12 protein-coding genes are annotated in these 15,812 nt (G+C 51.3%); 4 read left to right on the plus strand and 8 right to left on the minus strand.

Annotated features, from left to right (window positions below; genetic code table 11):
- Positions 1 to 41 precede the first annotated feature (41 nt).
- Positions 42 to 1,688, minus strand: coding sequence for a copper resistance CopC/CopD family protein (locus BMY11_RS12540; protein ID WP_090576085.1), 1,647 nt, complete (start codon positions 1,686 to 1,688; stop codon positions 42 to 44).
- Positions 1,689 to 2,139: 451 nt separating this feature from the next.
- Between BMY11_RS12540 and BMY11_RS12545 the strand changes: the two genes are divergently transcribed.
- The 3 genes from BMY11_RS12545 (at position 2,140) to BMY11_RS12555 (ending at position 6,688) form a co-directional block, all read left to right on the plus strand.
- A complete protein-coding gene (locus BMY11_RS12545; RefSeq protein ID WP_090576088.1) occupies positions 2,140 to 4,365 on the plus strand; it encodes a ribonucleoside-diphosphate reductase subunit alpha in 2,226 nt (741 codons plus the stop codon).
- A gap of 211 nt (positions 4,366 to 4,576) precedes the next feature.
- Positions 4,577 to 5,614: a ribonucleotide-diphosphate reductase subunit beta gene (locus BMY11_RS12550; protein WP_090576091.1), complete on the plus strand. Its 1,038-nt coding sequence runs from the start codon at positions 4,577 to 4,579 to the stop codon at positions 5,612 to 5,614.
- A 333-nt stretch (positions 5,615 to 5,947) separates the two neighbouring features.
- Complete coding sequence (locus tag BMY11_RS12555) at positions 5,948 to 6,688, plus strand: hypothetical protein (RefSeq protein WP_090576094.1); 741 nt, start codon at positions 5,948 to 5,950, stop codon at positions 6,686 to 6,688.
- A gap of 15 nt (positions 6,689 to 6,703) precedes the next feature.
- On the opposite strand, the gene BMY11_RS12560 is transcribed toward BMY11_RS12555, so the two are convergent.
- From BMY11_RS12560 to BMY11_RS12585, 6 genes are all read right to left on the minus strand, one after another.
- The gene (locus tag BMY11_RS12560) at positions 6,704 to 7,117 is read right to left on the minus strand and encodes a gamma-glutamylcyclotransferase family protein (protein WP_090576098.1); all 414 of its coding nucleotides are present in this window, start codon (positions 7,115 to 7,117) and stop codon (positions 6,704 to 6,706) included.
- A 25-nt stretch (positions 7,118 to 7,142) separates the two neighbouring features.
- Positions 7,143 to 9,269, minus strand: coding sequence for a putative bifunctional diguanylate cyclase/phosphodiesterase (locus BMY11_RS12565; protein WP_090576100.1), 2,127 nt, complete (start codon positions 9,267 to 9,269; stop codon positions 7,143 to 7,145).
- 62 nt (positions 9,270 to 9,331) lie between these two features.
- Positions 9,332 to 10,129 (minus strand): LamB/YcsF family protein, encoded by a 798-nt coding sequence (locus BMY11_RS12570; RefSeq protein ID WP_256217437.1) that lies wholly within the window; start codon positions 10,127 to 10,129, stop codon positions 9,332 to 9,334.
- Between the two features lie 28 nt (positions 10,130 to 10,157).
- Entirely contained in the window at positions 10,158 to 11,231 is a 1,074-nt protein-coding gene (locus BMY11_RS12575) for a 5-oxoprolinase subunit C family protein (RefSeq protein ID WP_090576105.1), read from the minus strand.
- Positions 11,228 to 11,920, minus strand: coding sequence for a 5-oxoprolinase subunit PxpB (gene pxpB / locus BMY11_RS12580; RefSeq protein WP_090576757.1), 693 nt, complete (start codon positions 11,918 to 11,920; stop codon positions 11,228 to 11,230). The genes BMY11_RS12575 and pxpB overlap by 4 nt, the downstream gene beginning before the upstream one ends.
- Before the next feature lie 178 nt (positions 11,921 to 12,098).
- Entirely contained in the window at positions 12,099 to 13,508 is a 1,410-nt protein-coding gene (locus tag BMY11_RS12585; RefSeq protein WP_090576107.1) for a vWA domain-containing protein, read from the minus strand.
- A 158-nt stretch (positions 13,509 to 13,666) separates the two neighbouring features.
- On the opposite strand from BMY11_RS12585, the gene BMY11_RS12590 reads away from it, so the two are divergent.
- Positions 13,667 to 13,969, plus strand: coding sequence for a hypothetical protein (locus BMY11_RS12590; RefSeq protein WP_090576109.1), 303 nt, complete (start codon positions 13,667 to 13,669; stop codon positions 13,967 to 13,969).
- 1,193 nt (positions 13,970 to 15,162) lie between these two features.
- On the opposite strand, the gene BMY11_RS12600 is transcribed toward BMY11_RS12590, so the two are convergent.
- The gene (locus tag BMY11_RS12600; protein WP_090576115.1) at positions 15,163 to 15,759 is read right to left on the minus strand and encodes a TetR/AcrR family transcriptional regulator; all 597 of its coding nucleotides are present in this window, start codon (positions 15,757 to 15,759) and stop codon (positions 15,163 to 15,165) included.
- Positions 15,760 to 15,812 lie beyond the last annotated feature (53 nt).

The raw sequence follows: 15,812 nt of genomic DNA on the forward strand, positions 1-15,812 counted from the left end.
GCTTTCTCCCCCTTCCTCGAATTAGTTACTAGCCATCTAAATTAGTAGTTGCGGAACTCCGTCTTCTCAACCGTTTCATTATCGTCTTTATCCATGACGCGGATTTCGGCTTGCCAACGACCTGCGAAAGGAACGAATGGGCCTTCCGACGTAAACGCCGCCTTCACGAAGCCGTCGAACGAAGTTATTTCTGGATCTTCAAAAGCTTTAATTGGCACATCAATCGGTCCTATATCTTTGCGATCGAGCGAAAACAGTCGCAGCTTCACCGACTTCGGCGCGCCTGTCGCATCCGGCAGCCATACTTTGACGATGAACGTGTTGTCTCCTGGCTTGTTAGGCGTTACTCGGAGCGAGAGGTGCATCTTGTCACCCATCTTGTGGTACAGCACCGGCTCATTCGCCGGCAATGGACTTATATAGGTAAAGAGCGCCGCGCACACGATAATAAGTGCCATTAGCGCTGCATCTACACGAAGCAGTACGGTTGTCGGCAGGTCGCCTCTGCGCACGCGCAGCTGAAGCAATCCTCCAACGACAAGCACAAGTACTACGAGGCCTGTCTTCACAAGTAGAATCGTTCCCCATGCGGTATAGAACAGGTAATGAAGCGACGGCAGGAAGAGCAGCGTGAGTCCAATCCCTGTCAGCACGAGCAGCGTAATAGACAGTAGGGCTGCCCGCGAGAATACAACAGCAAAGCGCCCAGCTTCCTTACGATCTGCGATCCACAGCACCAGAAGCAGCAACAAGCCTCCTACCCACACGGATGCCGCCGCAAGGTGTACGAAATCGAACAGCACCGACGATATTTTCGGCGTGAATACGACAGCGTGACCACTGAGGCTTTCCAGTACAAGAATGCCAACCGCCCACAACGCCTTCATTATTGGCCCGAATCGGACGATAATAAATCCGATGAGAGCGAGTACTAGCAGCGCTACCCATTCATGGCCAATTGTCGTGCGCAGGAACAGCTTGCTGTATTCCGAGCTGGGATAGCCGGTAAGAATCTCACGCGCGTGTACGAATATATAAAGAAGCGAAGCGACGAGAAGCGTCTGAAGAGCGATCATCTCCCATTTCTTCTGAAGCAGCCGCAGCTGTTCACCGCGTCCTCTTGTGAGCAGCGGCCATAGCATGAGGCCAGCCGTGAGCAATAGCGATGCGTAATAGACTGCGCGCACTGCATAAATAATGAATTGATTAATGGTTAGCTGTGTGGATACACTATGTCCCTCATGACCAAGTTCTTTGTGCGGATCGAAGGTTGCAGCATCAACTCCTTCGGTCACATTACCGACAACAAATACGTACGATCCGCTAACGGGATGTCCGTCTTCGGAAATGACCGCATAAGAAACGGTGTATACGCCTTCTGTTAGCTTGGGGAGCGGCAGTGTAAGCGACTGTCCGTCCTTGCTGGCAGTAGGCGCTTTGTCTGTTACAGGGCGAGATTTAGAATCCAACACTTTAATGGCACCGACCTCAGGTTCGATCGGTTCGTTGAAGGCTAGCTCGACAGCCGTTGGACTTTGCTCATATTTCGCATTCGGCTCTGGTACGGTACGTTCAAGCTCCGCATGTGCGGCGGCGGCTCCCGGCATGCTAAGAAGCATCAGGCACATCCAGATGGAGATGGCTGCTGCTTGAATAAGAGATAGGTATTTGTTCGATTTACGGCTCATAGCGGATTAGAAGTCACGTCCTCTCATTTACAATAGGTTCAGTCGATTAACAACTCAGCCTTAGTGTACTAAAGGAAGACGACCAACACCAATGTCAATTTCGCAAACTGCTCTATTTCGAGCTGATTGATTCGACATGATTTATCCCTATTATTGTCACCACATGGACCGGGCAGTTAGTGCTATAATTAGTTTTCGTTGTTTGGATGTAGCTAACTTTTTTATAGGAGCGCTGTCTTGATTAGTAGAGTTTTGTAAGACTTCAGAAGGTGCGTCACTGCACGTTTTCAACCTGTTTTCATGCCAAAAAACAGCTGTAACGGACTCGCTGGATGTCGAATACTATAACTTGACAGACACTATATATTGGTGTAATTTAGAAAAGCAATAACAACATATTGTGTATCAGGGGTTGTCGGAAGACAATCTTCGACAAGGAGAGGCTCCGCTCGTGGATATAATTAAGAGGAACGGTCAGAAAGAAGAACTTATCTTTTCAAAGCTAAAAAAAGTCATCGATTTTTCGTGTGTGGGCTACAACGATTGTGACCCGCTAGAGCTTGAGACAGCTTTGCTTCCATATTTCCGCAACAACATTACAACTAAGGAAATTCAACGCACACTCACACAAGTTGCAGTGGAGAAAACAAGCATCGAGCAGCCGAACTGGCAGTACGTTGCAGCTAAACTTCTTGTGTATGACCTCTATAAAGAATCTGCAATCAACCGCAAATACGGCTATTTTGGCTATGGCGATTTCTACTCTCTCATTACGTACCTGACAGACAAAGGGCTCTATGGCAGCTACATACTAGAGCATTACACTCGCGAAGAAATCCGTGAGCTCGGCAACTACATCGTGCCTGATCGCGACTACTTGTTCAACTACATCGGCCTTAAGACGCTTGCCGACCGTTACTTGATCAAGAGCTTCAGCGGCGATGTGCTTGAGCTTCCGCAAGAGCTGTTCATGGGCGTAGCGATGCACCTAGCAATGAAGGAGACGGACAAGCTGGGCTGGGCTCGCAAGTTCTACGACGTGCTAAGCCGCCTGCAAATGACAGTGGCGACGCCTACGCTCGCAAATGCGCGCAAGCCGTTCCATCAATTGTCCAGCTGCTTCATCGACACAGTGCCTGATAACCTGTGGGGCATCTACAATGTAGACTCCAGCTTCGCGCAAGTGTCCAAATTCGGCGGCGGCATGGGTATCTACATCGGTAAAGTGCGCAGCCGCGGTTCCAACATCCGTGGTTTCAAAGGTGTTGCTGGCGGCGTTGTGCCTTGGATCAAGAACTACAACAATACGGCGGTTGCGGTTGACCAGCTAGGCGTTCGTTCCGGCGCGGTTGCGGTATACCTGGACGTATGGCATAAAGATATTTTCGACTTCCTGAACCTCAAGACGAACAATGGCGACGACCGGATGAAGGCGCACGACATCTTCCCTGGCGTATGTATTCCAGACCTCTTCATGCGTAAAGTGAAAGAGCGTGAATCCTGGTGCCTGTTCGATCCGCACGAAGTTCGCAGCTACATGGGCTGGGCGCTTGAAGATGCATGGGGCGAAGAGTGGGAACGCCGCTATGAGGAGTGCGTGAACCATCCTGAGCTCTCCCGTGATGAAGTGCCAGCTATCGAGATTATGAAGAAGATTCTTGCGAGCTCCTTCGAGACAGGTACGCCTTTCATTTTCTACCGCGATACGGTTAACCGGGCGAACCCGAACAAGCACAAAGGCATCGTCTACTGCTCGAACCTCTGCACAGAGATCTGCCAGAACATGAGCGCGACTGAGTACTTGACGACGACGCATGAAGACGGCATTATCTCGACACAAGTGAAGAGCGGCGACTATGTCGTATGTAACCTCTCCTCTTTGAACCTCGGCCGTACGAGGACGCTTGAGGAAATTGAAGAGGTTGTATCCTGCCAAATGCGGATGATGGATAATGTTATTGACTTGAACCATTACCCGATCCCGCAAGCGGAAATAACAAACCAGAAGTACCGCGCAGTTGGCCTTGGCACAAGTGGTTACCACCAATGGCTTGCGCTCAACGGTATCGCATGGGAATCCGAAGAGCATCTGGACCGTGCTGATGAGCTGTACGAATGGATCAACTACTATGCCATCAAAGCGTCCATGGAAATTGCCAAGGAAAAAGGCTCTTACCGCGTATTTGAAGGCAGTGAATGGCATACGGGCGAATTTTTCGAGCGCCGCGGTTACGATGCCCCACACTGGCAGAAACTGAAGAAGGATGTAGCCGAGAACGGCGTCCGCAACGCGTGGATGTTCGCAATCGCACCTACAGCGTCCACTTCACTTATCGCTGGTTCGACGGCTGGTATCGACCCGATCTTCAACAAGTTCTTCGTCGAAGAGAAGAAGAACGCGGTCATCCCGCAAACAGCGCCTAACCTGAACGAAGAAACGTTCTGGTTCTACAAAGAAGCACATCATATCGATCAGCACTGGAGCATCCGCGCAGCGGGTCGTCGTCAGCGCCACATCGATCAAGCGCAATCGTTTAACTTGTATATTACGCCGAACTATACGGCGAAGGAATTTATGGAACTCTACATGGCAGCATGGGAGAACGGGCTGAAAACCGTTTACTACTGCCGCAATAAGAGCCTTGAAGTCGAAGATTGTGTAAGCTGCAGCGCTTAATATGAGAATATAAGCCCGGAGGGCCGGATTGAAGTCGGAAAAGCGTAAGCGGTCGCCTTTGTAGTCGGATTCATACCTCTATATGTTTTATTGAATCAGTTGAATCCGAACTACAACAGCGATTGGAGACTCAATCCGGACCGCAGGGCTCCCTTTCTCAAATAATAAACTAAGCAGCTACATGAGGAAGCAGAAGGAGGCAGCCCATTTTATGGATCTGCAGAAGAAGAAGCTATTCAACGAGGATGGCGACCGGGATTGGGGTAAACGCCGCATCATTGGCGGAAACACGACGAACCTAATCGAGCTTAACAACGTAAAATATGACTGGGCATCGAAAATGTACCGCACGATGATGAATAACTTCTGGATTCCAGAAGAAATTCCACTTGCTCAGGATGCAAAGGATTATAGAAACCTGTCGCTCTCCGAGCGTAACAGCTACGATAAAATTATTAGCTTCCTAATCTTCCTTGATTCGCTTCAAACGGCGAATCTGCCGAACATTAATGAATATATTACAGCGCCTGAGGTAAACCTGTGCTTAACCGTACAAGCGTTCCAAGAAGCTGTTCATAGCCAATCCTACTCGTACATTCTGGACAGCGTCGTCTCTCCTGAAGTACGTGACCAAATCTACAACTTGTGGCGTGAAGATAAAAACCTGCTCAAACGGAACCGTTTCATTACGGACCTGTACGAGAACTTTATCGCGAACCCATCGTCGCAAAACCTTCTTAAGACAATTATGGCGAACTACATTCTCGAAGGCATTTACTTTTACAGCGGCTTCAGCTTCTTCTATGCGCTTGGTCGTCAAGGTAAAATGCTCGGGACTGTGTCCGAAATCAAATATATACAGCGCGATGAGCTGACTCATCTTGCATTGTTCCAAGGTATCTTCCGTGAAGTGCGTAAGGAGAACCCAGAGCTGTTCACACCGGTTCTGATCGAAGAGCTGCGCCAAATGATGCGTACAGCTGTTGAGCATGAAATCGAGTGGGGAAAATACATTACGAACAACCAAATTCCTGGTCTGACAGACGAAATTATCGAGAACTACATCAAGTTCCTCTCCAACGAGCGTCTGCGCAAGCTGAACCTGGATATCCTGTATCCAGAAATCGTGGAGCATCCAATGAAGTGGGTTGAAAGCTTCAGCAACATGAACGGCATGAAAACCGACTTCTTCGAACAAAAAGTAACCAACTACAGCAAATCGTCCAACCTCAACTGGGGCGACCTGTAAAGCATACGAAGACTGCCGATTCCACTTGGCAGTCTTTTTGATTTTTATGTGTACAACATACTTGATTTGGCTTCTTCGTGATACAATAAGAATAAGAGATTTTTTGGACGTGCGGGTATGTAATCGATCAGTAATTGGACGATTATTCAATTCATCAATTGTCGAAACAATTTACATCCTATAATGGAGATTACAACTAACGCGGTAGAACAACCGCCCAACATACTGGACTAACGTCCAGCAGAGAAACTAGACCAGAGCCAATTCACGGTAATAATGACTTCCTTGTACACTGAATAATGGAAGAACACGTGAAGAAGGAGGAAAATCATCATGTCCGAGAAAGTTTATGTGACCAATGCTGTTCTTGTAATTGTACTGCTCCTGTTAGCTCTGTTCGCCGGACTGGCCTCTGGCAGTCTTGCTTTCCGCAAGACGATGGAAAGTTTGAAACGCACCGCCCTTGTTACGCTTATTCTGCTCGCAACCATGACACTTCTATCGATCGGCAAAATGATACTTCTCATCGCGACATATTCCTACCGTGAATGGTTCGTGCTAGATAATTTGTTGCTATTCGTCACTTTAATTGCACTACCGTCAGCGGCTATGGCCTTCTTCTCAGTCCCACGCCTGCTGGAATTGATCCATCTGCAGCCTAAACACCGTGAAGAGATGGCCAATCGCACGAAACGTCGGGCCGCTTCAGAAGTGGCGCTCGTTGTTCCTATTCAAGCATTAGTGGTAGAAGCGTTGATCTATGCCGCGATTAACGTGTTTCCGCTCGGTATGGAATACCGCAAACTGACCTTGCTCGTCGGACTGCTCATTCTGTCTTCACCGGCACTGCTAATCTGGCGTCAATCCATCCGCCGCAGAACCATTCATCGCGATGATGGAACAGCGCTAATTCATACGATAAAACGTGTCATCATCTATACGATGGCTTGTATGCTGCTCGCCTTCGGGATCATCCATACGATGAACAACGTAAAAACGCTCAGCACGACGGCTGAGCGTAATTCAACAATACGTATAACGATGACATCGACTTCGCCATCTCTCAATGAATAAGGAGCTACGCTTACGTCAGATCCGCCCTATCTTACGGGCAAAGTAATCAGGCCAATAAGGCTCCTCAATTGCAGGGTAGCCTCGCGGCGACTCCCATACATACACCCACCCGCTCATAGCAGGCGAATCCACATCCTGTACCCAGATCCGATCATAATCATTATCCTCTTCAATACCTAGAAACTGCTCCAATTCATCCATTCGTTTCAACCCTAATTCATTCACATCCACCCACAAACCGCGTACGACCATACTACATTCACGCGCTTTGTCATCACGGAGCAATGCCGGATACGGCCCGTAATCAACGAGCCGTCCCTGAATGACGCCAGACCGCGAGGCGCGGATATAATCCGCCGCCACATGATGATTGCTATGCCCCGGCAGTAATGAACCATAAATAAATACCGATGTAAACCGCTCCTGCATGATCTACAAGCTCCTTGGGACTAAGTTACGCGGACTGACTGCGATGCCTGAACCAATTCTCGAACAAGTTCGCCGGAATCGGCTTCGTAAAGTAAAATCCTTGCGCTTCCTCACAATTGCTCTCACGTAAGAACTTGATTTGCTCGTCATTCTCGACGCCTTCAGCGGTCACCTTCAGCTTCAGATTCTTCGCCATCGTCGTAATGGTTGATACGATTGCTGCGTCACTTCCGCCCTGCGATAAATCACCGACAAACGAACGATCGATCTTCAGCTTATCAATTGGGAACCGCTTCAAGGAGACAAGCGAGCTGTAGCCTGTACCGAAGTCATCAATACTAATCTGCACACCAAGCTCCTTCAAGCTTGTTAGCGTCTCAGCAGCAAACTCGACATCACTCGTCATACTCTCGGTGATCTCTAGCTCGAGAAACTGCGGCGGCATGCCGGTTTGCTCCAAAATCTCTTTAATCCGTTCCGCGAGCTGATGCTGCCTGAACTGGCGCATCGACAAGTTGACAGACATCATCATCTGCGGCAATCCTGCTTGCTGCCAAGCAACATTTTGCTTACATGCCGCCCTCAGTACCCACTCGCCGAGCTGGAGAATTAGTCCGTTCTCCTCAGTAAGCGGAATAAATTCGCCTGGCGGCAGCAGTCCACGCTTGGGATGATTCCAGCGGACAAGCGCTTCAACGCCGACTACTTTGCCAGTAGTTAAATTAACGAGCGGTTGGTAAGCCAATGAGAATTGCTCCTGTTCGATTGCCTTGCGCAAATCGCTCTCCAGACGTAGCCGGTCATGCGATTTCTGGTTCATCTCCGGCTCGTAGCTGCTATATTCGTTACGGTGCGCTTTAGCACTGTACATAGCAGTATCTGCGTTCTTCAGCAGCACTTCGACACTCTCGCCATCCCTCGGGAAGAAGGAAATACCAAGACTGATCGTAATATGATATTCCGCATCGCCAAGCACGAACGGTGCATCAAACAGCCCCATAATCGCCTTTGCCTGCTTCTCGACACGTTCGTCCTCCGCTTCCTGAATGTCCGGCATCAGCATAACAAACTCGTCCCCACCCATTCGGAACAGATGATTCCCATTACCCGCCGCATAGCGCAACCGATCGGATACAGCGAGCAGCATCTGATCGCCAAATGAATGGCCTAGCGCGTCGTTGACGTTCTTAAACCGGTCGATATCAAATAGGAAAACAGCCAATCTGCTATCATTCAACCTGGCGCGCGTAAGCTCTTCGTCAAGCTTATCTTTGAGCAACCGGCGGTTGGACAAGCCTGTCAATTCATCATGGTAAGCCAAATAATTAATGCGAGATTCTGACCGTTTCTCTTGCTTGAACGGCTCGTAGATCGTTACGTAATAGATCCCCTTCATTAGAAAATAGTAGCCAGCAAGCTTATAAAGATGTCCGAATAACAAATCGCTGCCATGATCATTAGAGCCCAAGATGAATTGCAGACTCGCGATCGTAAAGAATACGAGCGACTGTATAATCGTTAGAAGAGCTTGCGGACGCTCCGTACGATTCAAATACAAAACCATCGTAATTGTGCTTATGTAGGCAAAAATAATGACGAAATGTACAAGCCAGCGCAGCAATTCAAGCGGCTTGCCAACTAACACAGGTACCGATGACTGTTCGGCAATCATGTAATAGAGTATAGCAACTGTTGCAGCAAGGCCTAGCGACAAGGCGAAGGCTGGCAACCGTCTTGATGCTCGAATAGGTGCATCGTTCTTGCGGAAAATCACAAACAAGCCGACAGCGCCGACTACCTGAGCAGTATCGGAGAACAGCGCCGATAGCGATGTCTCCCCTGCCGTCATATAGTAGGGCATCCCTCTCGAGGTCAGCGCGTGCAACAGATCAAACAAGCCGATTGCACTAAATAAGGCGGCGGTGTATAGCCGATGTTTCGATAATGATTTGGCGAAAAATAACCAGCCGAGTACTAGCATTGTGAAACTGATGGCAAAGCCGATAAATTCCATGCCAGAATGAACGAATAGATACATCCGTTCTGGAATTGCCATATAGAGTTCACTATGGAAGCAACGCACAAGAATAAAGCTGAAGATGGCGACCAATGCCGTCCACATCGTTATTTTTTCCGCCCGGTTTATTGACATGATGTCCTCCTTCAACAAATGCCACTGCTGTCTGCATGTCTGTCGCGAATGAATAGATATTCTTAATAGGCATGCGGGGGACGAAGTTCAACACCAGCGCCCTCCAAGCCTTGACGCAGCAGCGCGGCAAACTCGGCGGCATGCGGACCGTCACCGTGCAGGCAGACGGTATCTCCCTGTACGGTCGTCTCCAGACCTGATGTTGTCTTGACCTTGCCATGGGTAAGAATGGCGAGCGTCTGCGCCAGCGCAGCGTCTGGTGTTGTAAGCAACGCGCCTGGCATATCTCGCGGCGTCAGCTTGCCATCTTGCTGATAGGTGCGGTCGGCAAACACTTCCGATACACGAAGCATCCCCTGCTTATCCGCAGCTGTCAGCAGCTCACTTCCCCATTGCCCGAATATCAAAACGCGTGCATCGAATGATTTCACGGCGCGCACGAATGCCTCCGCAAGGGCAGGGTTGCGGCCGGCCATATGATAGAGTGCGCCATGCGGCTTCACGTGTCGCAGCGTGCCGCCGGTGATGCTTTGAACGAAAGCTTGCAGCGCTCCGATTTGGTAGAGCGTCAAATCGTAGACCTCCTGCGGGCTGACTGCCATCTCCCGACGGCCGAAGCCGAGCCGGTCAGGCAAGCCCGGATGCGCACCGATGGCAACGCCCGCTCCTGCGGCCCGTTCCACTGCTTCTCGCATCGTGTGCGGGTCGCCGGCATGGAAGCCGCAGGCGATATTCACGGAGGTCACATGCTTTAGGAGCGCTGCATCTTGACCAAACGAATATGCTCCATATCCTTCGCCAAAATCACAATTCAAATCAATGCTTCTCTTCGCTTGAATCATACCTGTATCAATAGTCATATCGGCAATTGGCGCTCCATTCTTTACCTCAAATTAAGTGGATGCGGCTACGCAGCCGAATCGCTGCGGAAAGCAGCCGCATCTCGCGTTCTTGGTCAAGTAGAATACGCTGCGCCTCGCCTAATGTAACTTCTGTAAATGTCAGCCAATCACCAGGCCTGCACTGCGCAAGCACAGGCAAATCGGCGCTAATGACGTGCGCGATCTTCGGATAACCGCCGGTCGTCTGACAATCGGCGGCTAATATAATCGGCGTCCCGCCATGCGGCACTTGCACCGTGCCGGCGATGACGCCATGGGACAGCAGTTCTGCGCTGTCCGAGATTTCAAGAGGGGGGCCATCTAGGCGGACCCCCATTCGATCCGAGGCGGGAGCAACGCGGTAGCGCTCCCGCATAAACGCCGTACGGGCCGCTTCGCGGAATTGCCCGTACTCGGCGCCAGGCACCACGCGAAGCACCGTGGTGCTACGTTTGCCGCTGCTGCTAGGCGAAGCCAGCAGCGGCGTTCGCGGCGGAGCCGCGAACCAGGCCGGGGCCGCCCAGTTCGGGCGGCGGCCCTCGGCCCCGGCGGCGGCACGCGCGGCGAGCGAAGCGTGCCACGCGGCCGCGCGTGCGCGCCCTGCGGCGTCGGCGTCGCTGCCGCAGGGGAGCACGTCGCCGCCGCGAAGCGCGCGGCCCGCGATGCCGCCGATGCCGGCGCGCGTGTCCGTGCTGCGGCTGCCGAGTACGGGCACCGCGTCAATGCCGCCGGCGACGGCGACGTAGGCCCGGCAGCCGCTGACCGCTTGGCCGAAGGCGATAACCGCGCCTGCGGCAGCCCATACCGGCCGCCACTGAGGCAATGGCTCGCCGTCGATTGTCGGCGCCATCTGCGCACCGGTCACAGCGAGCAGCACATCCTGCTCGAGCCGCAGCTGCGGCCCGTTTAGCGTCAATTCAAGCGCTGCTGCGCCTTCGGCATTGCCGACAAGCATATTGGCTATCCGCAGCGCGATGCGATCCATCGCGCCGCCCTCCGGTATGCCGCCTTGGCGCCAGCCGGGACGTCCCAAATCTTGCACCGTCGTATGAAAGCCCGGTTTCATAACGATTATAGTCATCGCGATTCTCCCAGAGCATACGAGCCTTCATCGATAGGGACGAATCGAACGACATCGCCCGTCCGCAGCAAAATCGGCTCAGCTCGCTTCGGATCAAACAAACTTAGCGGCGTGCGGCCAATTAACTGCCAGCCACCTGGCGTAGCCAACGGGTAAACGCCGGTCTGCCCGCCTGCGATGCCAACTGCCCCTGCCGGAACGACGCTTCGCGGCGAGGACCGGCGCGGTTGGCTAAGCTCCGGCGGCAATCCTGTCAAATACGGAAATCCCGGCATAAAGCCGATCATTGCCACCCGGTACACCGCTTCGGCATGCCGCTTAATAAACTCTTTCTCGCTCATCCCAGCCCGCTCCGCGCACTGCGGCAGATCAGGCCCATCCATTTTGCCATAATAAACGGGAATTTCGATGACGCGTGGTTCGGGGAGCAATGTTGGATCAGGCTGTATATGGCCCTGTAGAAGCGTCCACACCTCGGCAGCCGCCTCTTCATACAAGAGCTGCAAAGGATCATAAACGACGGTTACCGTCGTATATGCCGGAACAACATCTAGGATCCAACTGCGTCCCGCTGATCGAAGCACTTCCGCCATCCCCGCACTTTGCTGCCCTACGGGCTGATTCTCATGCTGAAGCGGCAGCTGAATGACCAGCGCGCGGTCGCCAAGCGGTATAATGTTCCTATTCATTCCATCCGCCGCGGTCACAAAATTCACCATTTTTCTCAAATTTTCTACATTGCAAATAGAAGTTGGAAGTTAATTCCGTTTATGTTGTTACCCTCTAGTTTGTACCATTACAGCCCTTTTTGTCTAGCATCTTCTTAACACTTTCCTAAAACATTTTCCGACAAAAGAAGCCTTTCTTCTACGAAGTATAACGATTGATTACATCGACGAGCAGATCGTTCAGCGCTTTCACTTCAAATTCGCCGACCGCTGGCTTCAAATGGTCGTTTCCAATGCCGCTGTGATCGGTCAAGAACAAGTAAGTACCGCCTGTGGCAGCCGCAATAAACCGCATCAAATACTCCGTGCTGACATCCACGCCGCTTGATGCGACCGGGATGATCCGAATGGCTTCGGCAGATGCTGTCTCGATCAGCTCATGCATGTGTTTCGTCACTTTGCGATCATGGTGCGGCGGGGCATCCATGACGAGGAACAAAAGGCGTGCTCTAGCGTCATTGCTCCATTTGTGCTCATTGATCGCATTGTCCAGCGCTTGGTCCACTGCCTCCGGAAAATCTCCACCGCCTGCTGCTTTCTGCTCTCCAAGCTGTTTCACGACATCATCAATATCGCCCGTAAACGGAAAATCACGCACGACATAGGCATCGTTCTTATCCCGGTAAAAGTTCGCGCTCACCCGGATATCTAGCTGTTGTCCGTTGTCCTGGCCGACTCGCTCGACAACGTCCTTCAGCTCTGTTTTGAGATAGTTCAACTCATCCTCCATCGAACCCGTCGTATCTACGACTAGCATCAGATCAAGCGCACTAGGGATTTTGGCAGAAGCGTCGAGATCTATCTTCAAGGCAGAGTCTCTTGGGATCGGCACATTCTCGTACCGTTTCTCGCTGTTGCCAGATTGCACAACCACGCCGTACGTGTCGTCCGTCCCTTGCTCATCGAACAAGCCTGCAAAAGCATACGCTTCTCCGTCCATATTGGTGTGCGCTTCCCAGATTGTCTCTCCGTCTTCATCCACGATGCTGACATCAGCGTCAGGTACCGGCTTGCCGCCTCCCGTCACGATCACCTCTAGCCGATTCTCCGGAAACATCGACCAGTACGACTCGTTATCTGCCCCTTCATTACCCTGAAGCAGCTTCTTCCACCTCTTCCACTCCCCGAGGTCATCCCATTCTCCCGCTGTCAATTGGCCCGGTTGCGAGCTGTCGTATTGCGAGTTGCCAGTTTCATCATGAGAATCCTTAGTGTCAGTCCGATCTGTGTCGTCTGCCGCGGGTTTGTCTGGAGCGGCTGTGCTGTCTGATGTGCTGGAATTGGAGTTACTGCTGGAGCTGTTGTCCGCTTTGTTTGCAGAGCTGCTGTTGTCTGCGGCATCCGAGCTTGCTGCGTTCCCCGTATCATTCGTCGCCGTATTCGAAGCATTTTCCGAAGAACTGTTATTGCCTTGATTGTTGTTGCCGGAAGAACATCCCGTCATAAGCGTAATGAGTGCGGTTGCCAGTAATAGGCCTACTTTGAGCTTTGCTGCGCGTTTCTGAATTCTTTCTCTCTTTAGTTTGAATCGCTTCATTGGTTGTTGCATTCCTATTCCCCCTTGAGTCGCAAGTTCAGACTCCAATATTTGTAAAAGGCGTCTTATCACTTTCGACGTGTGGGCCGGAGCAATTGTTGCAATATGAGAGGTGGGACATTACAATCGGGAGAAGATTATTTTTGCGAGAAGGAAGGAGGCTTATTGCCTTGGAAACGTATCATTTGGCGGAGCTTAGTATTACATATAACGAGAACACCACGCGGCTTGCTTTCACGGCTGCCCAGCTCGTAGTTGTCACGGAGACGGGCTTTAAGCTGTGGTACATTGAGATTGACGGGATGACGCAGACGTCGCTGCTTCGTATGTTCAACGAATCCGAGCAGATCGGCGTTACACTTGCGGGGATCACTGCCGGTGGCAAACCGTTCAACGCATATGGCTACTTCCATCCGAACGTCCAGCACCACGCAGCAGCAATCCGCGGCGATGGGGAGTTGGCAGGGTTTTAAAAGAGAGCTCAGCAGAGAGACGCGTCGAGGTGAGGACCTCTCCTCGCGTTTTTTCCGTTGGTATGCAGCGTAGGAGAGGGCAGGAAAGCACTCTTGCGTGATTTTGTTTGGTTTTCTGAGTAAGAGGGGTACGGGGTACTCCTCTTGGGCTATTTTTGCTGATCTTCTGCTCAAGAGGGGTACCTGCTACCCCTCTTGGGCTGTTTTTGCTGGTTTTCTGCTCAAGTGGGGTACTGGTTACTCCTCTTGAGCTGTTTTTGCTGGTTATCTGCTCGAGTGGGGTACTGGTTACTCCTCTTGCACCTGAGGAATTTCGGTCGCAGTGAGGTATCTCGCACATTGATAGAGTAACTAGTTAGTCAACTAGACCTGCTACATTCTCCCATCCCTACTATGTAGTCCACCTAACCAGCTACTTTCCTACTTTCCTCATTCCACCAAATTCCCACCAATGTAGTCCACCAGAGCAGCTTCTTTCACTCATCCCACCGGATTTACACCAATGTAGTCCACCAGACCAGCTACTTGCCTTCATTCCGCTAGATTTCCACCAATGTAGTCCACCAGACCAGCTACTTTCTCTCATTCCGCAAGATTTTCCACCAATGTAGTCCACCAGACCAGCTACTTTCGCTCATTTCGCCAAATTTCCTCCAATGTAGTCCACCAGACCAGCTACATTCTCAAATTCCACCGATTTTCCACCAATGTAGTCCATCTAACCAGCTACTTTCTCTCATGACACCTGAATTCCGCCGATGTAGTCCACCAGACCAGCTACATTCTCAAATTCCATCGAAATTCCACCAATGTAGTCCAACAATCCAGCTACTTTCCCTCATTCCACCGAATTTCCACCAATGTAGTCTACCAGGCCCCAGCTACTTGACTCCAAAGAAGAGCACTACGTGATACTACTCTGTCGGCATCCCGACCCATTTCCCCCCAATGTGTATCCCTGGGGATACTCTTTCAGCTTTCCGGTCCATTTCCCGCCAATGTGCATCGCTACGGGATACTCTTTCGGCATTCCGACCCATTTCCCCCCAATGTGTATCCCTAGATGACTCTCTTTCACACCATTCACCGTTGTTCCCCTCCAAGGACCCTCACTCCCCACTCCAACCAAAAAAAACACCGACCTCATCCCCATTCGGATGAAGCCGATGCCCATAAACACATCATCACTGCCTTTACACCGTAATGCCTCTAAAAAACAACTCGAATGCCATCGCCATCCGACTATCGAGCGGCTCGTCGTTCTCCTCCATCGACCAGATGATGAGTGTTCCAAAGTAAGATTGGAACGCCTGCTGGGCAATCATCTCGGCTGGCATGTCGCGGCGAAGCTCGCCGTTGTCCTGGCCTTGTCGGATGAGCGGGAGGAGCACCTCCTTGAGCGAGTCGAGCAAACGATTGTGCGACCCCAGCTGACGCTGGCTGCCGAACATCGCTTGGAAGAGCGCTCGCGTGAGCGTCTTGCTCAGCTCAAACTCCTTCACGAGCTGGAAGATCAATAACTGAAACCGCGGTACGAGCGGTCCCGGCTGGTCCTTTAGCTTCGCGACCTCATTCATGGCGAATACTGCCTGCAAATCACATATAAGCTCATCCTTCGATGAGAAATAGTTAAAAAAAGTCCCCTTCGCAACACCAGCCTGCTTCGCGATCTCTTCGATCGTCGTCGCTTCATAGCCATGATCGGCGATCAAATCAAGCGCCGCTTCCTTGATGCGCAGGCGCGTCTGTTCCTTCTTGAGCTCGCGCTTCATCGCTCGTTCCTCCGTCATTTCTGCGTTTTACTCTCTTTTATTGTAGCATAGCCCCTACTTAACGTAAACAT

The sequence above is a fragment of the Paenibacillus sp. OV219 genome, assembly GCF_900110075.1.
GTDB lineage: Bacteria > Bacillota > Bacilli > Paenibacillales > Paenibacillaceae > Paenibacillus_Z.